At 59.2% G+C, this 23,919-nt stretch carries 22 protein-coding genes and 1 tRNA gene; 18 read left to right on the forward strand and 5 right to left on the reverse strand.

What is annotated here, in order from left to right:
* Positions 1-27 precede the first annotated feature (27 nt).
* The 5 genes from ABXH05_RS08905 to ABXH05_RS08925 all read left to right on the forward strand — a co-directional run bounded on the left by ABXH05_RS08905 (position 28) and on the right by ABXH05_RS08925 (position 5,105).
* On the forward strand, positions 28-906 hold the full coding sequence (locus ABXH05_RS08905) for a haloalkane dehalogenase (protein ID WP_353560699.1): 879 nt from the start codon (positions 28-30) through the stop codon (positions 904-906).
* A 164-nt stretch (positions 907-1,070) separates the two neighbouring features.
* A complete protein-coding gene (locus ABXH05_RS08910; RefSeq protein WP_502947726.1) occupies positions 1,071-2,522 on the forward strand; it encodes a circularly permuted type 2 ATP-grasp protein in 1,452 nt (483 codons plus the stop codon).
* Between the two features lie 12 nt (positions 2,523-2,534).
* Entirely contained in the window at positions 2,535-3,485 is a 951-nt protein-coding gene (locus ABXH05_RS08915) for an alpha-E domain-containing protein (RefSeq protein WP_348136853.1), read from the forward strand.
* A 3-nt stretch (positions 3,486-3,488) separates the two neighbouring features.
* The gene (locus tag ABXH05_RS08920; protein WP_353560700.1) at positions 3,489-4,325 is read left to right on the forward strand and encodes a transglutaminase family protein; all 837 of its coding nucleotides are present in this window, start codon (positions 3,489-3,491) and stop codon (positions 4,323-4,325) included.
* Positions 4,326-4,355: 30 nt separating this feature from the next.
* A complete protein-coding gene (locus tag ABXH05_RS08925; protein WP_353560701.1) occupies positions 4,356-5,105 on the forward strand; it encodes a proteasome-type protease in 750 nt (249 codons plus the stop codon).
* 58 nt (positions 5,106-5,163) lie between these two features.
* Here the strand turns inward: ABXH05_RS08925 and ABXH05_RS08930 are convergent, their stop codons facing one another.
* The 5 genes from ABXH05_RS08930 to ABXH05_RS08950 form a co-directional block, all read right to left on the reverse strand.
* Positions 5,164-6,324 (reverse strand): glutathione S-transferase family protein, encoded by a 1,161-nt coding sequence (locus ABXH05_RS08930; protein ID WP_353560702.1) that lies wholly within the window; start codon positions 6,322-6,324, stop codon positions 5,164-5,166.
* Positions 6,325-6,404: 80 nt separating this feature from the next.
* Positions 6,405-7,139 (reverse strand): PEBP family protein, encoded by a 735-nt coding sequence (locus tag ABXH05_RS08935; protein ID WP_353560703.1) that lies wholly within the window; start codon positions 7,137-7,139, stop codon positions 6,405-6,407.
* 6 nt (positions 7,140-7,145) lie between these two features.
* Complete coding sequence (locus tag ABXH05_RS08940) at positions 7,146-8,888, reverse strand: sulfatase-like hydrolase/transferase (RefSeq protein WP_353560704.1); 1,743 nt, start codon at positions 8,886-8,888, stop codon at positions 7,146-7,148.
* A gap of 258 nt (positions 8,889-9,146) precedes the next feature.
* Positions 9,147-9,222, reverse strand: a tRNA-Ala gene (locus ABXH05_RS08945).
* Positions 9,223-9,427: 205 nt separating this feature from the next.
* The gene (locus tag ABXH05_RS08950) at positions 9,428-9,904 is read right to left on the reverse strand and encodes a TIGR02300 family protein (protein ID WP_353560705.1); all 477 of its coding nucleotides are present in this window, start codon (positions 9,902-9,904) and stop codon (positions 9,428-9,430) included.
* 178 nt (positions 9,905-10,082) lie between these two features.
* Here ABXH05_RS08950 and aroA point away from each other — a divergent pair, with 178 nt between their 5' ends.
* From aroA to trpB, 13 genes are all read left to right on the forward strand, one after another.
* Positions 10,083-11,453 carry a 3-phosphoshikimate 1-carboxyvinyltransferase gene (gene aroA, locus ABXH05_RS08955; RefSeq protein WP_353560706.1) on the forward strand — a complete coding sequence of 457 codons (1,371 nt, stop codon included), beginning with the start codon at positions 10,083-10,085 and terminating at the stop codon, positions 11,451-11,453.
* A gap of 11 nt (positions 11,454-11,464) precedes the next feature.
* Entirely contained in the window at positions 11,465-12,103 is a 639-nt protein-coding gene (gene cmk, locus ABXH05_RS08960) for a (d)CMP kinase (protein WP_353560707.1), read from the forward strand.
* 233 nt (positions 12,104-12,336) lie between these two features.
* Positions 12,337-14,046, forward strand: a complete 1,710-nt coding sequence (gene rpsA, locus ABXH05_RS08965; RefSeq protein ID WP_348136895.1) for a 30S ribosomal protein S1 — start codon at positions 12,337-12,339, stop codon at positions 14,044-14,046.
* A gap of 309 nt (positions 14,047-14,355) precedes the next feature.
* Entirely contained in the window at positions 14,356-14,739 is a 384-nt protein-coding gene (locus tag ABXH05_RS08970) for an integration host factor subunit beta (protein ID WP_081826141.1), read from the forward strand.
* Positions 14,740-14,859: 120 nt separating this feature from the next.
* Positions 14,860-15,246 carry a lipopolysaccharide assembly protein LapA domain-containing protein gene (locus ABXH05_RS08975; protein WP_353560708.1) on the forward strand — a complete coding sequence of 129 codons (387 nt, stop codon included), beginning with the start codon at positions 14,860-14,862 and terminating at the stop codon, positions 15,244-15,246.
* Entirely contained in the window at positions 15,224-16,204 is a 981-nt protein-coding gene (gene lhpI, locus ABXH05_RS08980; RefSeq protein ID WP_353560709.1) for a bifunctional Delta(1)-pyrroline-2-carboxylate/Delta(1)-piperideine-2-carboxylate reductase, read from the forward strand. Before ABXH05_RS08975 ends, lhpI begins: the two co-directional genes overlap by 23 nt.
* Positions 16,205-16,323: 119 nt before the next feature.
* Positions 16,324-17,190, forward strand: a complete 867-nt coding sequence (tauD, locus tag ABXH05_RS08985; RefSeq protein ID WP_353560710.1) for a taurine dioxygenase — start codon at positions 16,324-16,326, stop codon at positions 17,188-17,190.
* A gap of 27 nt (positions 17,191-17,217) precedes the next feature.
* Positions 17,218-17,673, forward strand: a complete 456-nt coding sequence (locus tag ABXH05_RS08990; protein ID WP_348136904.1) for an MAPEG family protein — start codon at positions 17,218-17,220, stop codon at positions 17,671-17,673.
* 108 nt (positions 17,674-17,781) lie between these two features.
* Positions 17,782-20,307, forward strand: coding sequence for an alpha/beta hydrolase fold domain-containing protein (locus tag ABXH05_RS08995; protein WP_353560711.1), 2,526 nt, complete (start codon positions 17,782-17,784; stop codon positions 20,305-20,307).
* 73 nt (positions 20,308-20,380) lie between these two features.
* Entirely contained in the window at positions 20,381-21,154 is a 774-nt protein-coding gene (locus ABXH05_RS09000) for a TspO-related membrane protein (protein WP_353560712.1), read from the forward strand.
* Between the two features lie 84 nt (positions 21,155-21,238).
* Complete coding sequence (gene pyrF / locus ABXH05_RS09005) at positions 21,239-21,946, forward strand: orotidine-5'-phosphate decarboxylase (RefSeq protein ID WP_353560713.1); 708 nt, start codon at positions 21,239-21,241, stop codon at positions 21,944-21,946.
* Between the two features lie 4 nt (positions 21,947-21,950).
* A complete protein-coding gene (locus tag ABXH05_RS09010; RefSeq protein WP_353560714.1) occupies positions 21,951-22,598 on the forward strand; it encodes a phosphoribosylanthranilate isomerase in 648 nt (215 codons plus the stop codon).
* A gap of 83 nt (positions 22,599-22,681) precedes the next feature.
* Positions 22,682-23,917 carry a tryptophan synthase subunit beta gene (gene trpB / locus ABXH05_RS09015; RefSeq protein WP_353560715.1) on the forward strand — a complete coding sequence of 412 codons (1,236 nt, stop codon included), beginning with the start codon at positions 22,682-22,684 and terminating at the stop codon, positions 23,915-23,917.
* Positions 23,918-23,919: the final 2 nt, after the last annotated feature.

Here is a 23,919-nt window from a genome sequence, read left to right on the forward strand (position 1 = left end):
CTTCACTCAGGTTCAAGGGATCACATCATGGCCGACAGCTTTCGCGACAAAAAGAAATTTCAGACCGTTCATGGCAAGCAGATGGCCTATATCGAAGAGGGCGAGGGCGATCCCATCGTCTTCCTCCATGGCAATCCCACATCGTCCTATCTGTGGCGCAACATCATGCCGTATCTCGCGGGCAAGGGCCGCCTGATTGCGCCTGATCTCATCGGCATGGGTGATTCAGAGAAACTCGATGATAGCGGTCCTGACCGCTACACCTATGTGGAGCATCGCAAATATCTGTTTGCCCTGCTGGAACAGCTGGGCGTGACAAGCAATGTCACCCTGGTGATCCACGACTGGGGCTCCGGTCTTGGGTTTCACTGGGCGCATACCCATCCGACCGCCGTCAAAGGCATTGCTTTCATGGAGGCCATTGTCGCGCCGATTCCCAAATGGGATCAGTTTCCCGAAGGCGCGCGCGAGATTTTCCAGGGCTTCAGGTCACCGGCCGGTGAAGAAATGGTGCTGGAGCAAAACATGTTCGTGGAGGGCGTCCTCCCAACCTCGATACTGCGTACCATGACAGATGAAGAAATGGACGAGTATCGTCGCCCCTTCGCTGAGGCCGGTGAGGGCCGTCGCCCGACGCTCACATGGCCGCGCCAGATCCCCATCGAAGGTGAGCCTGCAGACGTGGTTGAAATCGTCACCAGCTATGGCGCATGGCTGGCGGATACACAGATCCCGAAGCTGTTTGTGAATGCGGAACCCGGAGCACTGATTGCCGGACCTGTCCGTGATCTGGTTCGGACATGGCCAAACCTCACCGAAGTCACAGTCGCCGGGTCACATTTCATCCAGGAAGATTCACCAGATGAAATCGGCAAGGCAGTCGCCGACTGGCACGCAAAACTCTAGGTCATACCCTTTTGACTGCTGTGGATTTCCTGAGCAGATTGGTCCCGTAGCCCCTGCTCAGGAAACCGTCAGTCGCCTGCTGCGTTTGTCACCATCTGGACAATTTTTGGGCAATTTGTCCCGGATCTGTTTGCCGGCTGCTCACTTTGCTTGACAGCTGCCTAATGTCAGCGCACGACAATATGATGCAGCCGACCCATGAGCAGATCGCCTTCTTCAACGAAACAGGTGATGGCGCGGATACCCGCCCACCCTACAAGGAACTGCTGGCGTGGATTGAGGCGCAGGGCCCGGACGCCCTTTCTCAAAAAAATCGCGAAGCGGAAATGTTGTTCCGCAAGATCGGCATTACCTTTGCCGTCTATGGCGACGGGGGAAGCTCGGAAAGACTCATTCCGTTCGACATCGTCCCCCGCATTTTTACGGCATCCGAGTGGGGCTTGCTGAGTCAGGGCGTCAAGCAGCGCGCCCGCGCCCTCAACATGTTCCTCAAGGATGTGTATCACCGCGGCGACATCATCCGCGCCGGGATAATTCCAAGCGACCTCGTCTATCTCAATGAATCCTACGAGCCTGCCGTGGTCGGCATCACGCCGCCGCGCAGCGTCTACAGCCATATCGTCGGTACCGACATAGTGCGCGTCGGCGCAAATGAGTTCTACGTGCTGGAGGACAATTGCCGCACGCCATCCGGCGTCTCCTACATGCTGGAGAACCGTGAAATCATGATGCGGATGTTCCCGGACCTCTTCGCAGGTCGGCGCATCATGCCGGTGGACGACTATCCAACCCTTCTCCACAAGACCCTGTCATCCGTCGCCCCGCACAAATGCGACAATGACCCCGTCATCGTGGTTTTGTCGCCCGGTTCCTTCAACAGTGCCTATTACGAGCACTCCTTTCTGGCAGATCAGATGGGCGTGGATCTTGTGGAGGGCAAAGATTTGTACGTAGACGGAGAATTCGTCTACATGCGCACGACACAGGGCCCGCGGAAGGTCGACGTCATCTACCGCCGCCTCGATGACCCCTATCTTGACCCTTTGTGCTTCCGCCCGGATTCGCTTCTTGGTGTGCCTGGTCTGATGAATGTGTATCGGTCTGGCGGCGTGTCCATCTGCAGCGCACCCGGTGCGGGGATAGCGGACGACAAGGCCATCTACATCTATGTGCCGGAAATGATCCGCTTTTATCTGGGTGAGGAGCCGATCCTCAAGAATGTGCCCACATGGAAATGCGGTGATCCCGGCGAATGCGCCTATGTGATCGAGAACATCAAGGATCTTGTGGTCAAGGAGGTTCACGGGTCCGGCGGGTATGGCATGTTGATTGGCCCCCGTGCGACGTCTGTTGAGATCGAAGCCTATATCGCGCGCATAAGAGCCAAGCCGAGCGACTTCATCGCACAACCAACGCTCGCTCTTTCAACCTGTCCAACTTTTGTTGATCAGGAGATTGCCCCGCGGCATGTGGACTTCAGGCCGTTCTGTCTGGTGGGAAAGGGGATCCATCTGCCAGCAGGCGGCCTCACCCGTGTGGCGCTCAACAAGGGGTCGCTGGTGGTCAACTCCAGCCAGGGTGGTGGTGTCAAAGACACCTGGATACTGGCGGATTGATCGGGTGATGACATGCTAAGCCGCACCGCTGAAAACATATTCTGGATTGCCCGGCTCACAGAGCGCGCCGAGAACATGGCGCGCATGCTGGAGATGGGATACCGCATGGCGATGATGCCGGCCTCAGGCGCGGGGCACCGCAATGAGTGGCGCTCAATCATTGCCGCCGCCGGACGCAAGGCCGACTTTGAAGCCAATTATGATGCCACCAATCAGCGCATGGTGTGTGACTACCTGATCTTTGACGAAGACAATCCATCCAGCATTCTCAATTGCGTGCGCACGGCGCGGGAGAACGCGCGTGCCATCCGCACCGCATTGACGACCGAGATGTGGGTTGCTCTCAACGAGACCTGGATTGAACTGCGCGATATGAGCCCTGCGCAGATGGCTGCCGGCGGCCTGCCAACTTTTCTCGACTGGATGAAGGGGCGCACGGCGCAGTTCCGCGGCGCCACCGATTCATCCATGCTGCGAAACGATGGATATGACTTCCTGAGGATAGGGTCATTTGTTGAGCGTGCTGACAACACGGCACGTCTGCTTGATGTGAAATACTATGTGCTGCTCCCGGAGTCAGAAAGCGTCGGCGGGGGCATCGATAACTATCAATGGACGACGGTGCTGCGCGCGCTTTCCTCGCACCGCGCCTTCCACCACATCTACCGGTCCGACTACACGCCCTGGAGCATTGCGGACTTCCTCATTCTCAATCGGCAGTGCCCCCGGTCGCTGCTGTATTGCCACAGTCAGCTCGGTGAACACCTGACCCAATTGTCACGTCGCTATGGCACACGCTCGCAAAGCCTCAGCCGCACCAACATTCTCATCGCCCGGTTGGCCGACAGCACCGCCGACGACATCTTCGAGGTGGGCCTGCATGAGTTTCTGACAGACTTCATTCGTCAGAACTCGGAGCTGTCAGAGAGCCTTGCCGCTGATTTCCATTTTGGGTGGAGCTAGCGCATGCGCCTCAACATAGAACACCGCACCCGCTACACCTACTCCGAGCCCGTGCGCTTTGTGGTGCAAAGCCTGAAGCTCACGCCCAGTCGTCATGAAGGACAGCAACCACTTGTCTGGTCCGTGTCCGCCGAAGGCTGCAAGATTGGCGGCGCTTTCAAGGATGGCTATGGCGATGAAGTGTTGACGCTCACATGCCCTGAGCCGCGCGCCGAAGTAGATGTGCTGGTCAAGGGCGAGGTCATTACCCACGATACTGCCGGTGTGCTGCGCGGCCACGCAGAGCAGATCAAACCACGCGCCTTTTTGCGGACCACGGACCTGACCACCCCCGACAGTAGAATCCGTGATCTGGCCCTCAGCGTGGCGGGGCAGCAGAACGCGACGAATGACGGGCAGCCCGGCACTCTTGATCTTGCCCATGCGCTGGTTGATGCCATTGCTGATGCGATTGCCTACGTGCCCGGCACGACCCATGCACGAACCACAGCAGCTGAAGCTCTTGAAGCCGGTGAGGGCGTCTGTCAGGACCACGCCCATGTGATGATTTCGGCCGCGCGGATACTTGGTCTTCCCGCGCGCTATGTCAGCGGATACCTGTTTACGGATGCCAGCGGTGCTACCCATGAGGCCGCCCATGGCTGGGCCGAGGTCTCGCTTGATGGCCTTGGCTGGGTAGGGTTTGACATTTCCAACCGCTGTTCCCCGACGGATGGCTACATCCGCTTGGGATCAGGCCTTGATGCACATGATGCAGCGCCGATAAAAGGGGTGCATACCGGCGTTGCGGATGAGGAGATGAGCGTCTCCCTCACTGTGCAGGAAGCCCAGCAGCAGTAAAGTCCAGCGGGCTTTGGAGGAAACCGAATCATGACATATTGCGTCGGCCTGATGGTCAATCAGGGCCTCGTATTTCTGTCTGACACCCGCACCAATGCGGGCATCGACAACATCGCCCGCTTCCGAAAGATGTTCACGTGGGAAGTCCCCGGCGAGCGCACTCTGGTACTTATGACGGCAGGCAACCTGGCGACCTCGCAGGCCGTGGTCAGTATGCTGGAAGAAGGCATTGAAGCCGGTACGTCAGAAGAGGCTGCAGAAATGCTTGGCGACGATGCTTTGCCTTCTCTGCTCAAGGCTCCCAATATGTTCCGCAGCGCTGAAATTGTCGGGCAGGCGATGGTGGCGGTGCAGAAGCGGTTCCGAAAATCTCTTGACCAGATGAATGAATCCGGTGGCTCCACCATGATCCTTGGTGGCCAGCGCAAAGGCGGCACACCGAGGCTGTTTTTGATCTATCCAGAAGGCAACTGCATTGAGGCGACGGAGGACACCCCGTTTTTGCAGATTGGCGAACACAAATACGGCAAACCTATCCTGGACCGGGTGATCGCCGGCGACACGCCGTTGGAAGATGCGCGTAAGGCAGCTTTGCTGTCGATGGACTCAACCCTCCGCAGTAATCTGTCTGTCGGTATGCCGCTCGACCTGGCGGTGCTGCCAACAGATACCTACGCGCTGTCCGAGCGCCGCCGTATCGAGGCTGATGACGACGCGTTTCATGCGTTGAGTGAAACATGGTCAGCCGCTCTGAAAGATGCGTTTTACGGGATTGATTGAGGAGACGGTGACGTTTCCCCAGGGCAACGATCCTTACTGTTGCTGAAACGCCCGCCGGTTATGCGCCCCAGACTTCAAGATGGTTCTTGCGCTCAACGCGGCGGCTGGTGCGCAGGTTTAGCAACGTGTCCAGACCGGTTTCCTTGAACAGGCTGCCAATGGCTGCCTGAGCATCTGCGTCACATCCAGCGACATGATCGGTCAGCCGCTGCAGCAGATAGAACCGATAGGGCATGACCACTGTCTTCAGTGGGATACCGCGCCACTCGAATTCAACGGTGCCGATCGCCCTTGTTGCAGGGTTATCAAGGCCATTGGTCCCTGGCTCGATGTCGGGCCGCGCTGCGAGCCAGTCATTGGCGTGGGCCACATGGGCGGTTATTTCGGACAGATACTCATCCCTGACATAGCGCATGAGGTGCTTGAGCGTCTCCGGCACGTCATCATCCGCGCACATGTCATTCTGCGTGTGGGTGATGTTGTGATCATGCAGCGCCTCGGGCGCATTCATCTGCTCCGTCCAGCGAAACACACGTGGTGCGATCTCTTTCATGAGAGTCGTCGGATATGGATCTCGACCCAGATGGGCGAAGAGCGGGTTGAACAACCCGTAGTCACCAACCGTCGGACGCCCACCAAGCAGATAATGGTGCTCTGCCAGATGCGCATCAAACCTTGCGAGAAAGTCCGCATAGGTCTCTTCGATCTTGGCATATGTTTCCGGCACAACCCCAAATGCTGTTGCCGCGCTACGCATACGACCGCTCGCATAGTCGAATGTCGCTTTTTGCTGCGCCGGGTCCTTTGAAGACGGCAACACATCGGAAAAGACATTGGCCTGCAGAAAGGCCAGATTATGTTCATCAAAATTCCAGCGGTAGTGCATTGCGGGGCGCAGCAGCCCCTCGCCACCGAACAGCTCAAACAGATAGGAGATCGCCTGCATGACCGGGCCGGGTGGAAGAATGGATGCCTTGCGTTCCGGGCTTTGCTCAAAGTGATCCAGAATGTCCGTGCCATCCTGCAGCACTGTACCGTCCGGGGTTACCACAACCGGAATGATGAAGCGCCCGACCTTGGGAACAACGTCGGCAGTGAAACTCGGATCACCCGCCCGGACCTCAGTGAAGGGAATGCCCTGCTTGCGCAGATAGGCCCTTACCTTGCCGGTGTAGAGCGACCCGGCAATTCCATACAGCGTGTGTGTTCCGTCAACCATCAACATCCGTCTCCCAAATTTGCGACGGGGAATATGGCATTGAGAGTGTCAATAATCTAGGGGCGAGCAGTCAGCCTGATTTACTCCGGCGCGCCAACCTCGTGGCGCCACAAAATTGTGTTGTCCGCCTTGATGTCATCCGTCCAGATGAGTGACGCGGACGGCACCCAGTCGATGTCGTTGTACCCAAACCGCGCACCGATTTCCTCGGCGGTATATTCGGTGGCATTGACCCAATCGGCATCGTCAAAGCGCGCCGCTGTCCAGCCATCAGGCGCGTCTGCTGCGTAGAACGCGCAGTCAGTAAGCGGCTGTGTAGATTTTTCGCAGTCCGGATTAAGCGGCGCCCGGTGAATAACCAGGCCGCGCCAATTACGGGAGGTGGCGGCAACCACCTTGCCGCTTTCAGCTTCAGTCACCTGCGCAATGAAACCACCGTCACCGATCTGCTGAAAGAACGTGAAACTTGCACTCACCGGGAACAGACCAAAGAACGAGCCGATATACTCAAGCCCGCTGTCATTCTCGATGTAGTCGCGCGTCACAACGGAGAGGGTGAGCGGGTAGGCAGCGCGGAAGGTGAATGTGTCTGAGTTGAACGAGCGGATCTCTGTCACCGGCGTGCTGTCCTCTCCAACGAGGTCCCCATTGACGTAAAACTCAAACCAGTTGTCCGCCCAGACCGACACGGTGAACTCGCGTTCACTCCCGGGTTCGGATGCGGCGGCGGGAAGGCCGGTGCCAAAGGCCAGCGCAAATGTTGCCATGACAAGTATGGCAGCGCGTTGAAAGACAGGTGGGAGCATCATGTTCATTGCTGTCTAGCCTTTCCAAAGGAAGCTGGGGCCGGGCAGGTCACGCCCATCGTCTGGGCCAACCTCAGCGTCAATGAGGGCGTTCAGTTTTGCGTTGAGCGCCAGAATCAGCTCGTCGGGCACTTCGCCGGTCGTGGCCAGATTGACGGTCTCGCCGGGATCAGTCTCAAGGTCAAACAGCTCCAGGTCATTGCGTGCCGTGAGCTCCTCGAGCGTCTCCGGCCGATGGTGCTCGCGCGGTGAAAAGTATCGCGCAAACTTGTACCTGTCAGTGACGAGGCCACGCATGAACCCGCGTGCGCTGAAGTCGGGTAGCAAGCCCGCGTTGGCCGGTGCTCCGGCAAATGGAATGCCCGCATCTGTTGCCATCCCCTGAAACGCGCCGCGTGCGAACTCTGCATCCAGATGGTGGCTAACACTGTATGTCACAAGCGCGCCACTGCCTGACCGGCTCCGCTGAGTGGTCTGTGTTGTCAGATCTTCGGACATATCCAGGCCCCGAATTGCTGCATACCGGTCCCGGACAGTTTTCTGGTCCATGCCCACAAGACCCAACATCGTCGGTGTGAAGTCCACAGCCGACACAATACCAGAATTGCTTCGCGCAGTTTTTGCATCCGGATGCATCACAACAAAGGGGACACCAATATTTTCCCGATACATCCATGGGCCCTTCTGACGCAGGCCATGCACGCCCCCCATCTCGCCATGATCGGACACCAGGACAACGATTGTATTGTCCGCCTGGCCGGTCGCGGTAAGAGCATCAAGCACGGTGCCCAGATGTTGATCCACGTCGCGGATGCAGTTGTTGTAGTAGCTGCTGAACCTGATCCATGCCTCTGAATTGTCGTGCGGCATGGTCCCATAGAAATGGTCCATATAGGTGTCATAATTGGCCTGCGCCGGCACCTGTCCCGCATAGTTTGAGGGCCTGAAATTGCGTGGCAGGTCGGCGGTGTGGTCCATTGCGTAGATCGGGTCGTCCGGCTCCGGACGAACCGGGCCAGGAACTGCATTTTGAACCCGTGTCTGGGCCTGATTGCCCGTCGCGTCGAGATACATGATGTCATGTGGATTGACGAAGCTGACGGTCAGCGCCCAGGGCTGGTCCAATGTTGTCGCTGTCGTCGACAGCCACTTGGCGGCATCCCCCGCAATACGGCCGTCATACTTCCAGCCGGCATGATCGTCGATGATCTCCGGTCCCCAGCCGTAATCCGCATACCCATAGGCCTCCAGCGCATGCTTGCGCTCCGCCGTGTCACCCCAGGCCATGTCCTTGGGCAGTTCGTGCAGATGCCACTTACCCTTGTATGCCGTGTAGAAGCCTGCATCGCGCAGCATATGCCCAAGCGTCGGGATTGCCGGGTTAAGCGGCCGCCCTATGAGCGGCACATTCGTATTGTCCTGCACATGGGTGTGCTGCACATGCTGTCCGGTCCAGAAGACCGACCGTGACGGCGTGCACAGCGGGGTTGTGACGCTCAGGTTGGTGAAGGACGTGCCCTGATCGGCGATGCGGTAGTGGTTCGGCAAATCAAGGTCGGCGGGCAGGGTATCCCACACACGTTCCTGATCGACCATGACGATCAGCAGGTTCATGTCCTTGCGCGCATCGGGCAGCGGCGCATCAGCAGCCACGCCTCGGCTTGCTGTCGGCTCCCGCCGCCCGAAAGTGAGGCCTAAACCCGCCGCTCCCAGTGCAGCAGCACCGCCAATCACACCACGTCTCGAAAGCTTTGCCATCGTCCACCCCAGCCGCAGATCATAAATGAGAATACTCTCAATAATGAGAATTACCTCATTTGTAAATGGCCATACTTATTGGTGCGTCCGTGATGGAGGCAGAACGCAGGAACATCTCTGGAGAGCAGGCTGTGCCGTTCGTCTTTTTCACCTGAACATAGGCTGGCGTTGCAAATACAAGGTCCATGAGCCAGCGTCCGGGTCCGACGACAGCCTCTGGATCAACAAATCGATGTATTCAGGACGGTATTGGAGAAATGGTGGAGCCAGGCGGAATCGAACCGCCGACCTCTTGCATGCCATGCAAGCGCTCTCCCAACTGAGCTATGGCCCCGAAAACCATTTATAGGCGCCGTTCTCAGGCGCGTGCCGTTGTCCGGCACCTGAAGGTAGCACGTGGGGGTGCGACCTTGTCTTTCTGCGGACCTGATCAGGCTTGCGAAAGAGGCGGGACATTACTCGGCGTCCCGCCCCATATCAAGCGCAGATTGGCAACGGCCGTAAAGACCGGTCGCCGGACCCCTTGAGGGCGCACGACCTTAGTCGTCGTCGCCCTTGCCGGTGGGGATCACGTCGGACAGATCATCGTCCTCATCGTCATCATCATCGGAGAGGAAGGTGTCGTCGTCTTCATCTTCTTCGAGTTCGGCATCGATTTCAGCGTCGCCGAGATCAGGCAGATCGTCGTCGTCGTCATCATCGTCGTCATCTTCATCGAGGCCCGGCTTGCGCTTGCGCGTTGTGGCTTTCTCGCCGGACGCCACTTCATCGAGGCTCTGCGTGCCGTCGTCCTCAATCTCGTCCTCGTCGTCTTCGGCCTCGGCTTCTTCTTCCTCAGGCTTTTCAGCCTCTGCAGCCTGGGCCTTCGCCTTGGCACCGCGACGCGGCTTGGGCGGCGCAGCCTGCGGCCACTCGTGTTCGCATTTTGGACAATGGATGGGATCTTTTTTGAAGTCGTAGAACTTTGCTCCGCATTCCGGGCAAATCTGCTTCGTTCCCCATTCGGGCTTTGGCACGGGCAAGCCTCTTTCAGCGTATGTTCGTTGCGCAGCAGGTTGTTCCGCTACATGTAGGTTTTCCCATTGCCACGATCATTCCGGACTGTCAAAAGAGAAATGCGTGAGGGGGCGAAATCTTGCACGATTAAGCCCAAACGCGCGTTCCTGTAGGCATTTTTGACGCACCGGCGACCATATGACCGCTTCTTCTTCGCACGGCCATTCTTCTACCCAAGCCATGCCCTGGCGTGCCGTACCCACAGGCGCCCTCAAGGGCGATGTGCGTGTGCCGGGTGACAAATCCATGTCACACCGCTCCTTGTTGCTGGGGGCATTGACCGTTGGCCGCACCACAGTGTCCGGCCTGCTGGAAAGCGACGACGTGCTGGCCACTGCCGGGGCGGTCAATGCCATGGGCGCCCAGGCAGTGGACAAGGGCGACGGCAACTGGGAGATCGACGGTGTCGGTATCGGGGGTCTCGCAGAACCACAACAGGCGCTCGACTTTGGCAATGCGGGCACCGGCAGCCGCTTGATGATGGGCGTCGTGGCCGGTCACCCGATAACGGCAACCTTTATTGGCGACGCCAGCCTGTCGCGCCGGCCCATGCGCCGCATCACGGACCCACTCAGCCTTATGGGGGCAACCTTTGCCGGTCCGCAGGGCGGCACACTGCCCATCACAGTGACGGGCGCCCGACCACCCCTGCCGATCACCTATACATTGCCGGTGGCATCCGCACAGGTGAAGTCCGCTGTCCTTCTGGCCGGATTGTCCGCACCCGGACAAACGACTGTGCTGGAACCAGTGCGCACCCGCGACCATACAGAGAACATGCTGCGCGCCTTCGGGTGCGACGTGGCGGTGGAAGAGGGGCCGCACGGCATCCATGCGGTGCGCGTCACTGGCGAATGCGAACTGACCCCAACCCATGTGGATGTACCTGCTGACCCGTCGTCGGCAGCTTTCCCGCTGGTGGCAGCCTTGTTGATCGATGGATCTGACGTGGTCGCCCGCGACGTAATGGTGAACCCGTTGCGCGCAGGCCTGTTCACAACGCTCAAGGAAATGGGCGCTGACATCACATTTGAAAATGAACGCGAAAGCGGGGGTGAGCCCGTAGCCGACATCCGCGCACGCTTCAGCGCACTTGAAGGTGTTGAAGTGCCGCCGGAACGCGCCGCGTCGATGATCGATGAATATCCGGTGCTGGCGGTGGCGGCTGCCTTTGCCACTGGCAAAACCGTGATGCGCGGGCTTGAAGAACTGCGCGTCAAGGAAAGCGACCGCATTTCCGCAACCGTGGCCATGCTTGAAGCCTGTGGGGCGCAGGTGGAGGAGCTGGAAGACGGCATGATCGTCACCGGCATAGGCGGCGCCATTCCCGGCGGTGGCCATGTGCTCACGGGCCTTGATCACCGCATTGCCATGTCAGGCCTTGTCGCGGGTCTGGCGGCCAAGTCCGCTGTGACCATTGATGATGCGGCGATGATCGCCACCAGCTTTCCGGCCTTCCGCGACCTGATGGTCGGGCTGGGCGCGCAGATATCGCCCACCAACAACTAGAGTATCTTCCAATGAGCGCACTTGTGATTGCCATTGATGGCCCCGCCGCAGCCGGCAAGGGGACCATTGCCAAGGAACTCGCGCACCAGCTGGCGCTGGCCTATCTCGACACGGGCTCTCTATACAGAGCGGTGGCGCATGCCGTGATCCTGGCAGGTGGCGATCCGGCGGACGATGCAGACGCTGCCAGGGCGGCTGAAACACTTGATATTGAAGCCATCGATCAGACCGCCATCCGCACCCGCGAAGTGGGGACTGCAGCTTCGCTTGTGGCGGCCAAGCCGCAGGTGCGCGCCCAGCTGCTGGAAACCCAGCGCCGTATCGCCAAAAACCCGCCGGCAGGCAAGGGCGGTGTCGTGATGGACGGGCGGGACATCGGCACGGTCGTGTGCCCCGATGCAGACGTAAAACTCTATGTCACAGCTACCGATGACGCCCGTGCGCACCGGCGGTGGCTGGAACTGGTCAAGTCGGACCCTGATCTGACCCAGGCTCAGGTGCTGGCGGACCTCACCGAACGTGACCGCCGGGACAGCGAAAGAGCCACCTCGCCCTTGGTGCAGGCTGAGGATGCAACCTTGCTCGACACCACCAATTTGAGTATAGAAGCGGCGATCCAAGCGGCGCTCGATATTGTCGGGCGGCGATAGTCACGTTTCTTAAGGGAGTTGCTCTTAACTAACCGCTGTCTGACGCCACTCATCATATTGCCGTCGCAAGGTGTGAAAGACCCCGAAAAACGGGAGATTTCGCGCCTTTTTTCATGGGCGCAAGCCTCTGGATGATGGGTCACGCAACGATCAAAAAAGCCGCAATCAAGCGGAAGACCGCCGGAGACAACCGAGCGGCCCGAAAACATACAATGCTACTGGAGCAACCATTTATGTCTCAAACTGCGGCCGATCCCGGCCTTAACCCGACGACCGACGATTTTGAAGCCCTCCTGATGGAGAGCCTCGAGACCACCCACATGACGGAAGGCTATGTCGTCAAAGGCACCGTCACTGCCATCGAAAACGACATGGCAATCGTGGATGTGGGTCTCAAGACAGAAGGCCGTGTGCCTCTGAAGGAATTTGCAGCCCCCGGCCAGGACCATGGTCTGACCGTCGGTGGTGAAGTGGAGGTCTATCTCGAGCGCGTGGAAAACGCGATGGGTGAAGCCGTCCTCTCCCGCGACAAGGCCCGTCGCGAAGAAGCCTGGGAGCTTCTCGAAAAGGCTTTCGAAAAGAACGAACGTGTCGACGGCCACATCTTTGGTCGCGTCAAAGGCGGCTTTACGGTGGATCTGGGCGGCGCTGTCGCCTTCCTGCCGGGCAGCCAGGTCGATATCCGCCCTGTGCGCGATATCACACCGCTCCTCAACATCACTCAGCCCTTCCAGGTGCTGAAGATGGACCGCCGCCGCGGCAACATCGTGGTGTCCCGCCGTGCCGTGCTTGAAGAAACACGCGCAGTACAGCGTGCGGAACTCGTCGAGAACCTCACCGAAGGTCAGGTCCTCGAAGGCGTGGTCAAGAACATCACCGATTACGGTGCATTCGTGGATCTGGGCGGCGTCGATGGCCTCCTGCACGTCACGGACATTGCATGGCGTCGTGTGAACCACCCAACAGACGTTCTGTCCATCGGCCAGACGGTCAACGTGCAGGTCATCAAGGTCAACCAGGAAACCCAGCGTATTTCGCTTGGCATGAAGCAGCTTGAGGCTGATCCCTGGGATGGCGTTGCTGCCAAATACCCTGTTGATCTCAAGATCAAGGGCCGCGTGACCAACATCACTGATTACGGCGCATTCGTTGAGCTGGAGCCAGGTGTTGAAGGTCTTGTCCATGTCTCTGAAATGAGCTGGACGAAGAAGAACGTGCATCCAGGCAAGATCGTTTCCACGTCTCAGGAAGTGGAAGTGATGGTGCTGGAAGTCGACCCTGTGAAGCGTCGCATCTCGCTCGGTCTCAAGCAGTGCCTCGACAACCCATGGTCATCCTTCCTGGTCAACTTCCCGCAGGGCACCGAAGTTGAAGGCGAGATCAAGAACATCACCGAATTCGGTCTGTTCGTTGGCCTCGACGGCGACGTGGACGGCATGGTCCACCTCTCCGACCTCGACTGGAACCGGTCCGGCGAAGAAGCCATTGCCGACTACAACAAGGGCGACATGGTGAAAGCCACCGTTCTTGACGTGGATCCGGACAAGGAACGCATCTCCCTTGGCATCAAGCAGCTGGGCGGCGATCCCTTCGAAAGCGTTGGCGACATTCGCCGCGGTGAAGTCATCACCGTGACGGTCACCAATGTGGAAGAAAACGGTCTTGAAGTGACAGTGGGTGAAGAGCAGTTCACCTCCTACATCCGTCGCTCCGAACTGAGCCGTGATCGCGCTGACCAGCGTCCTGATCGCTACAATGTTGGCGACAAGATCGATGCCCGCGTAACCCAGATCGACAAGGCCTCGCGCCGCGTGTCCCTGTCGATCAAGGCGAAGGAAATCGCTGAAGAGAAGGAAGCCGTCGAACAGTATGGCTCAACCGATAGCGGCGCATCCCTCGGCGACATTCTGGGTGCAGCCCTCAAGGGCAAGGACGACGAATAGTCGTTTCGCATAAAGAGTGACGTTTCGCTGACAACGCGAAGCTGACAGAAAACAATAAAAGGCGGCAGGGAATGACCCTGCCGCCTTTTGCATTTCAAGCAGCAGAACTACGCATTTTCGCGCCAATTGGCGGTTTTGCGCCCGGTAGTCAGATCGTGCGTCAAAATGACACTGTGTCAGTAATCCCTGTCCGTGAAAGGCCCGTGGTTGATAAGTCTTTGAAAATGCTCGCCTTGTTGCGCTCACGCAACTTGACGCCCCCTGCCTCCTCGGGCATCGTTATGGCTTGGCACTAGGGACAAGGGCCGGATGATTAAGTCAGAACTCGTACAGCGGTTGGCGCAAGCCAATCCGCATCTGTATCAACGCGACGTTGAGCGTATCGTTGGCACAATCTTTGAGGAGATTGCGCAGGCGCTGGCCAATGGCGACCGTGTGGAACTGCGTGGCTTCGGCGCGTTTTCCGTCAAGACACGCCCGGCACGGACCGGCCGCAACCCGCGCACCGGTGAGCCGGTGGAAGTGGAAGCGAAGTCCGTACCGTTCTTCAAGACCGGCAAGGAATTGCGCGAACGGCTCAACCGCCGCCCGCTGGGCTCCGATGCTGCACTGACAGAACAGCCATCAGAAGCCGGTGAGCCGGACAATGATGATGTGCAGGACCTGGCCCCCAATCTGGCCGCCGGCGAATAGCCTTCCCGCTTCTTGAAACTGAACATCGCGTCAGCATCGGCTGGCAGTGGTTCAATGCGCGTGGCTGGGGTAACATCCAGCCTTGTTCACAAGACAAACTGTTTGAAAGTGATCTGGTAAGTGACGTTGAAGACCTGGTTCATTCTCCTTCCCTGCGTACTCGTTGGCGTTGTGCTGACCCTGGCCAATATGGTGCCGGTACAGTTCAGCCTTGATCCCTTCTCATCAACCCGCCCGGCGCTTGCATTCACCGTGCCGCTGATCGTGGTCATCATGGGTGCCTTTCTGGCCGGACTTCTGGCCGGTGGCCTTGGGGCATGGGTTGGACAGGGGGGACACCGCAAGGGCGAACGTCAGGCCAAACGTGAATTGAAGCGCGTGCAAAAGCAGCAGGGCGCTGCCAACTCCAACAGTGCTGTCGAAGCAGGCACGGCACTGGCTCTGGCCAGCGAGACCGCGCCAGCGCTGACAAGTCAGACCGCAAATGCGTCTCGTCACGGCGGCTGAAATAAATCAGGCCCTAGACGTCCGCTCCTTGATGGAGCGGCTGCGCTCGGCCTTTCGTGACGACATCGCCAACCCGGCGCGTACTCTCCACCACATTGAATCAAGCCTTGGTCCCGGTGAGCCCGGTGCTGGCGATCTGATGGTCATGCCCGCATGGGTGCGCGGCACGGCACGCTCCGGCGACATGAGCGGGCGGCGCGGCTATATCGGCGTCAAAATTCAATCGGTTTTTCCTGACAATCGCACCAAGGGCCTGCCGTCGCTCACAGGTGTGTATGTGCTGATGTCCGGCCGCACGGGTGAGCCGCTGGGCCTGCTGGACGCACCCACTTTGACCGCGTGGCGCACAGCGGCAACGTCGGCGCTGGCGTCCACATATCTCGCCCGCCAGGATGCCGAGCGGTTGTTGGTCGTCGGCAGCGGCGCGCTGGTGCCCCACCTCATCAAGGCCCATGCGGAAGCGCGTCCCATCTGCAATGTGCTGATCTGGAACCGGACGGAAGCAACAGCACAGAAACTCGCCAAGCGCCTGAGCCGCCCCGACATGAAAGTCGCCGCCACAACGGACCTTGAAGGCGCTGTACGCGGCGCAGACATCATCTGCACCGCCACCGGGAGCACCCAGCCGTTGATCAGGGGGGATTGGTTACAGCCCGGCGTGCATCTGGACTGCGTTGGCGGCTACCGCCCGGACATGCGCGAGGTGGACGACGGGGTTATGTCGCGCGCCCGCATCTTTGTGGATACCCGCGAAGGCGCCATGAGCGAGGCGGGCGACATCATGACCCCCCTTGAGAGTGGCGCCATCACGGTGGAAGACATCACCGCCGACCTGCATGACCTGGCGCGCGGCGAGCGGGCCGGGCGGCGCTATCACGATCAGATCACGCTGTTTAAGTCCGTGGGCGTGGCGCTGGAAGACCTGGCGGCTGCAACGCTGGCGTTTGAGCGCACGTAAAACCCAAAATACAAAGCCTGACTCCGTGCTTTTCCCACGTTATGCTTTTCGCGACAGGCTGACGACTGGCGCAAAATGACCAGCGCAGCCGGAGGAAACTGATGAGGGGAGGCGGGCCAATGAGCAACGCCATTACGATTGATCGGCTGACGCCGACCATTGGCGCGGAGATTTCCGGCGTCGATATGAGCAAGCCGCTGGGCAATGAGACCTTTGCCGCCGTCCATGATGCGCTGATGGCCCATGGGGTCATCTTCTTCCGTGACCAGGACATCACGCCGGCGCAGCACAAGGACTTTGCCAGCAAGTTTGGTCACCTGCAGGTGCACCCGTTCGCGCCCAATCACAGCGAAGAGCACCCTGAGATCATCGTCATCGAGCATGGTCCAAAGCGGAAACCGGACCTCAACAACTGGCACACAGATGTGACCTTCATGCAGGAGCCTCCGCTGGGCTCCGTACTGCATGCCAAGATCATGCCGGAGACCGGTGGCGACACCATGTGGGCCAGCATGTATGCCGCCTATGAGGCCCTGTCAGACCGTATGCAGCGCATGCTGGGCGAACTGACCGCAGTGCATGACTATGAGCACGTGTTTGGCAAGAGTGGCCGTCTATATCGCAACCAGGCTGACGGCAAGATGCAGTCCGAACGCGAAAAACATCCGCCTGCGGAGCATCCCGTCATCCGCACGCACCCGGTCACAGGCCGACAGGGCATTTTTGTGAACTCAAGCTTCACCACCCACATCAAGGATATGAAGCAGAAGGAAAGCGATGCGTTGCTGGCCTTCCTGCATGATCATGTGAAGCAGGCTGAATTTCAGTGCCGCTTCCGCTGGCAGAAAAACTCCGTTGCCTTCTGGGACAACCGCTGCACGCAGCACTATGCCATTGCCGACTATTTCCCCGAGCACAGGCAGATGCACCGCGTCACCATTGATGGCGATCGGCCCCAGTATCAACCAGAGCATCGTCCCAACTAACTCCCCCACCCAAGAAGAGGAAAGATCATGGAAGATCTGATCAACAGCGTCACGACCGCAGCGACGTACTCAAATGATTTGCTGGCGGCACTTTATGTCATGGCTGCCTGGACGGCAGTCACCTGGATACTCATGACATTTGTGCGCCTTGGTGCCATGAACGCTGCCGGCCTCACGCCGGATGATGCCAAGCACACCGATGCGTTGAATGTGCTGCCAGCCCGCCCACGTCAGATGGCGGACAACTACAACCATCTGTTTGAAGTCCCGGTGATCTTCTACGCGGTGGTGCTGGCCATTCTGGTCAGTGGCCGTGCGGATGAAATCCACATGTATTGCGCCTGGGGCTTTGTGGCCACGCGCATCGTGCACTCCTTGTGGCAGTGGACAAACAATGGCGTTGGCGTCCGCTTCCCGATCTTCTCCCTGGGCTGGATCCTGCTCATGGTCATGATCGTGCGTGAACTGCTGGCTGTGCTTTAGTCAGCGGCTCCGCGAAACGAACAAGAGTAGCCCGATATCTCCGGAGTTGCTGGTGGCTGGCACCTGCAACTCCGGAAGCCGGGAAAGTACCAAAGAGGAAACGTCATCATGAAACTGGATCTCGCAAGCACCGCCTTTCTGGCGCAACTGGCATCGTTGGGTGCGCCCGGGTTTCATGAGATGGAGCCGGAAGAGGCGCGTCTCGCCGGTGGCCAGATATCCGAATCCTTTCCGCCGGGCCCTGACATGGCATCGGTGCGTGATGAGACCATTACAGGCTCAGACGGTGTGGGGTTCCGGTTGCGTGTTCTTTCACCAACCAAGAGCCCTCGTGCAGCAATCGTTTTCTACCATGGTGGCGGCTGGGTACTGGGCGACATAGATCAGTACGACACCCTGGGCCGCCAACTTGCCAAACGCACAGGCGCAGCCGTCATCCTCGTCGATTATCGCAAGGCGCCTGAGCACCGTTACCCGGCGGCCGCCCATGATGCCTATGACGCGCTGACATGGGTCGACGCCAACATTACGTTCATCGCTGGAAAGCGCGTGCCGATCATTGTGGCAGGCGACAGTGCTGGCGGTAATCTCGCCGCGGTGGTTGCACAGCGGGCAAAGGCAGAGAACGGGCCGGACATCTCGCTGCAGCTTCTTGTCTATCCCGTCACCGATGGGGCGATGAACACGCCTGGCTATGCCAATCCCGACAATCAGTTGCTGCTGAATACGCCGCTGATGGAATGGTTCTGGGATCATTACGCGCCGAACAAAGAAGACCGGGAGGAGCCCGGCGCTTCGCCCGCGCGTGCCAAAGATCTGTCCGGCCTGCCGCCGGCACTTGTCGTGACCGCAGAATATGACGTGCTGCGCGACGAAGCTGAAGCGTATGGCGAAGCGATGCAGGCGGCGGGTGTTCCGGTCACGATCAAACGCTTTGATCGGCAGATGCACAATTTCTTCGCCATGCCCGGCCTGTTGCCAGCCGCCGCGACAGCGCTGGAATATGTCGGCCAGCAGATTGACCGGCATCTGGCCACATCCAGCGAGGTTGATGCGGTGATCGTCGGCGCTGGTTTTGCCGGCATGTATCAGCTTCACAAGCTGCGCCAGCAGGGCCTGTCGACGCGCGTGATTGAGCGGGCCGATGATGTCGGTGGCACATGGTACTGGAACCGCTATCCCGGTGCGCGGGTAGATATTGAAAGCATGGCGTACTCGTTCTCGTTCGATGAAGAACTGGAACAGGAGTGGACGTGGAAAGAGAAATACTCGCCCCAGCCTGAAATTCTCTCATACGCGCAACATGTGGCTGACCGGTTTGATCTGCGCCGCGACATCACGTTTGAAACCAGCGTCACGCGCGCGCTCTACAATGAAGATACAGCGCGCTGGAATGTCTACACTGACACAGGCGAGGTGATCTCTGCGCAGTATCTGATCATGGCGACCGGGTGCCTGTCTGCAATCAAGACACCGGATATTCCCGGCGCCGATACGTTTACCGGCGAGACATACATCACCGGCCTCTGGCCCCATGAGGGTGTCGATTTTTCCGGCAAGAAAGTTGCCGTCATCGGCACAGGCTCATCCGCCATTCAGGCCATTCCGCACATTGCCGAGCAGGCAGACCAGCTAACGGTTCACCAGCGCACGCCGGCCTATTCCATGCCGGCGTTCAATCGCCCGCTGGAAGAGACCGAAATTCAGAAGATGAAGACCACCTATCGGGATTATCGCGAAGCCCAGCGCAACCATCTGGCGGGTATTCCGTATCCGGAGCGTAACCTGATGCCGGCCGCTGCCGAGGGCGACAATGAACGCAAGGCCCGTCTGGAAACCGCATGGGAGTCCGGCATCCTCACCGCGCTCACGTCGTCATATATGGATGTTCTCTCCAACCAGGACGCCAATGATCTGGTCTCCGAGTTTGTGCGCGACAAAATTCGCGCCCGTGTGAAAGACCCTGAAACGGCTGAAACGCTGGCTCCCAAGACCTATCCGCTGGGTACCAAGCGCCCCTGTCTCGATACCAATTATTATGAGACTTACAATCGCGACAATGTGCGGCTTGTTGATTTGCATAAGACTCCCATTGAGGAGATCACACCAACGGGTGTGCGCACGACCAGTGGGGAAGACAGCTATGATGCGATTGTCTTTGCCACCGGCTTTGATGCCATGACGGGCGCGCTGGAGCGCATCGATATTCGTGGGGTCGACGGCATGGCCCTGAAGGATAAATGGGCCGACGGGCCACACACCTATCTGGGGCTGAGTGTGGCGGGCTTCCCGAACCTGTTCACGATCACCGGCCCATCCAGCCCGTCCGTGCTCAGCAATATGATCGTGTCGATTGAGCAGCATGTTGACTGGATCAGCGATTGTATCGCGTGGATGAGGGACAAGGGTCACACCACCATCGAGCCGACCGAAAAGGCCGAGACCGAATGGGCGATCCACAATGAGCAGGCTGCCAATCTGACGCTCTTTCCCCAGGCCAATTCCTGGTACATCGGCGCAAATGTCCCCGGCAAACCGCGCACTTTCATGGCTTATATCGGCGGCGTGGATGTTTACCGTCACATTTGTGATGCCATAGCTTCAGATAACTATCAGGGGTTTGAGACGGCATAGGGTCAGTCAAGGGTGTGATCCTTCGGACCGGCGCGCACGTAAGAGTGGTATGCCTGTTTTGGGAGAACACACAGTGTCAGATAGCCGCCGCCAGATACTCGTCATCGCCACTGCCATCGCGCAGTCGGTTGCGCCTGCCATGCCCGCCCTTGGCATCGGCATAAGTGTCGGGGCACGCGACGGTGCAGCGTCGCCGCTGGAAGTGCCTGCGGGCTACGCCTTTTCCATCTGGGGCGTGATCTTCCTTCTCGGACTCATCTACGCGGTGATGCAGGCATTGCCGTCTGCGAAGGATAATTCCCTTTATCGCGACATCGGCACAAAGGCCTGGATGCTGTTCGGGCTTTCCACCGCGTGGATGGTCGTGGCCCAGCTCAACGGGCCCAATGTGATTCTCGCTGTCATCATTGTGGTGATGCTCGTCATCGCCATCCGCATCATCGTGACAGCGCGGGATGATCGCGGCGACACGGGACGCCTGATCATCATACCCCTGTTCGGGCTCTATGCAGGCTGGCTGACCCTGGCGACGGCGCTCAATATCTCCGGCGTTTTGCGGGACTTTGATGTCGCACCATTTGGCCTGCCGGACTGGCAATATGCGTCCGGCGTGCTGCTGGCGGCAACTCTGGTTGCGATTCCCGTGCTGCGGCGCCTGCGTAGTCTGATCTGGTATGCCGCAGCGGCCATCTGGGGTCTGGTCGCCGTCATCGTCAAGGATCTGCCCATGGGCCCGCCGGACGGGTATGTGGGCGTGGTGGCAGGCGGCATCGTCCTTGTCCTGCTGTTCATTGTGGCCAGCTATGGCCGCACCAAGAACCGCGAGCCCGATTATCCGTTTGTATAGGCGGCCACTTTGCAGGCCGCGCTGCATAGCAGCCCTTCAGCGAGAGATTGGGACCGTGCCACCTGTGCTGCTATAAACCGGCCCATGAGCACATTTGAAAATCCAGTCTTCTGCGCCCTCGACACACCCTCACCGGACAAGGCGGCAAAGCTCGCCCGCGACGTGGGCGCTGCTGTTGGCGGCCTCAAGCTCGGTCTTGAGTTCTTCATGGCGGCCGGGCCGCAGGGCTTTGCCCAGGTGGCCAGGGAAGGTCGTCCGATCTTCCTTGATCTCAAGCTGCACGACATTCCCAACACGGTGGCAGGCGCGGTGCGCTCGCTGCTGCCGCTAAAGCCGGCCATCCTCAATGTGCATGCGCAAGGCGGCCTCGCCATGATGAAGGCGGCAAAGGCTGCGGCGGACGAAGCGCCGGAGGGCGGACGCCCCGTCATGATCGGCGTCACCATGATGACCAGCCTTGATCAGTCCGATCTCGAACGGCAGGGCAACCGTCTGACCACCACAGACTATGTGCGCCGACTTGCCGAACAGACCGCAGAAGCAGGCCTTGAAGGCGTTGTGTGTTCTGCGCTCGAGATTGAAACACTGCGTGCCGATCTTGGCCCGGACTTCAAGCTCATTGTGCCGGGCATTCGTCCTGCAGGCGCTGACATTGGCGACCAGAAGCGGGTGATGACGCCTACCGAGGCGCGCGATCTGGGGGCGGACATTCTGGTGATCGGCCGCCCGATTACCGCAGCGGATGATGCCGGCGCTGCAGCCCGCGCCATCGCTGCTGATCTGGGGCTCTAGGCAGATGTCATCGCTCACCATCAAGATCTGCGGATTGACGACACCCGAGGCGGTGGAAGCGGTGAATGATATTGAAGCGGACATGGCCGGCCTCAACTTCTTTGAAAAAAGCCCCCGTTATGTGACGCCGCAGCGCGCCTGTGACCTGGCATCGGCCCTCAAGCCGTCGGTCCAGTCGGTCGCGCTAGTGGTGGATGCCCATGACGATGAACTGGACACGATCGTGGCTGGTGCGTCGCCGAATATCATTCAGGTGCATGGGCGCGAGACGCCGGAACGCGTGGCGCAGATCAAGGCCCGCTTCGGTCTGCCGGTCATCAAGGTGCTGGCAGTCAAAGGCGCTGAAGACATTGAAAAAGCCCGTCTTTACGAAGACGCCGCCGACTGGTTGCTGTTTGACGCCAAACCCCCTAAATCACTCGCTAACGCCTTGCCCGGCGGCAATGGTCTGGTCTTTGACTGGCGCCTGCTGACGGGGTTCACGAGCCGGTGCCCGTGGATGCTCTCAGGCGGCCTGAATGCAGACAATGTGGCTGAGGCCATCCGGATTTCCGGGGCCAAGGCGATTGATGTCGCATCCGGCGTCGAGAGCGCGCCAGGCGTTAAGGATCCCCAGCGGATCAAGGATTTTGCGGCTGCAGCCCGCGCGTAAGCGTGGCGCGGTCAAAGTGCCCGCGCATGAGCGCGGCGCGGCCAGAAGCTCCGCGCGCTAGCGGTGGATGAAAGGAATTTGCCGTGAGCGGATCAGACTCACCTGCGGAGACACCCAACTCGTTCAAGACGGGTCCCGATGAGCAGGGCCATTTTGGTCTTTATGGCGGACGCTTTGTGGCCGAAACCCTGATGCCGAATGTGCTGGCGCTGGACAAGGCCTACCGCGCCGCCAAAAAGGACCCGACCTTTGATGCGGAGCTGGTAGATTTCCAGCAGCACTACACCGGCCGTCCAAGCCCGCTTTATTTTGCAGAGCGTCTGACGGAACATCTGGGCGGCGCAAAAATCTACTTCAAGCGCGATGAGCTGAACCACACCGGCAGCCACAAGATCAACAATTGCCTTGGACAGATCCTGCTTGCCAAGCGCATGGGCAAGACCCGCATCATTGCCGAAACCGGAGCCGGTCAGCACGGCGTGGCAACAGCCACTGTCGCCGCCCGCTTTGGCCTTCCGTGTACGGTCTATATGGGCGCGACGGATATTGAGCGTCAGGCGCCCAATGTGTTCCGCATGAAGCTGCTGGGCGCTGAGGTCATTCCCGTGACATCCGGCACTGGCACCCTCAAGGACGCCATGAACGAAGCCCTGCGCGACTGGGTGACGAATGTGGAAGACACGTTCTACATCATCGGCACAGTGGCAGGCCCGCATCCCTATCCTGAACTCGTGCGCGACTTCCAGTCGATCATCGGCAAGGAAGTTCGTGCCCAGATGATGGAGCGCGAAGGGCGCCTACCGGATTCGCTCATTGCCTGCATCGGTGGTGGCTCCAATGCCATGGGGCTGTTCTATGAGTTTCTGGATGAGCCGGATGTGGACATTTACGGCGTGGAAGCCGCCGGCCATGGGCTTGATAAGCCCGGCGAACACGCAGCGTCCCTGACCGGCGGATCGCCCGGCGTGCTGCATGGCAACCGCACCTATCTGTTGCAGGACGATGATGGCCAGATCATTGAAGGCCATTCAATCTCTGCGGGTCTGGACTATCCCGGCATCGGCCCGGAGCATTCCTGGCTCAAGGATTCAGGTCGCGTGACCTATCTGTCCACAACCGACAACGAGGCGCTTGAGGCGTTTCAGCTGTGCACCCGGCTTGAAGGCATCATACCCGCCCTTGAGCCATCGCACGCGCTGGCGCGGGTGACGGAACTCGCACCCACACTGCCCAAGGACCATTTGATGGTGATGAATCTGTGTGGCCGTGGCGACAAGGACGTGTTCGCTGTCGCTGGATATCTGGGCGTGGAGCTTTAGTC

This window comes from Pyruvatibacter sp. HU-CL02332 (assembly GCF_040362765.1).
GTDB lineage: Bacteria > Pseudomonadota > Alphaproteobacteria > CGMCC-115125 > CGMCC-115125 > Pyruvatibacter.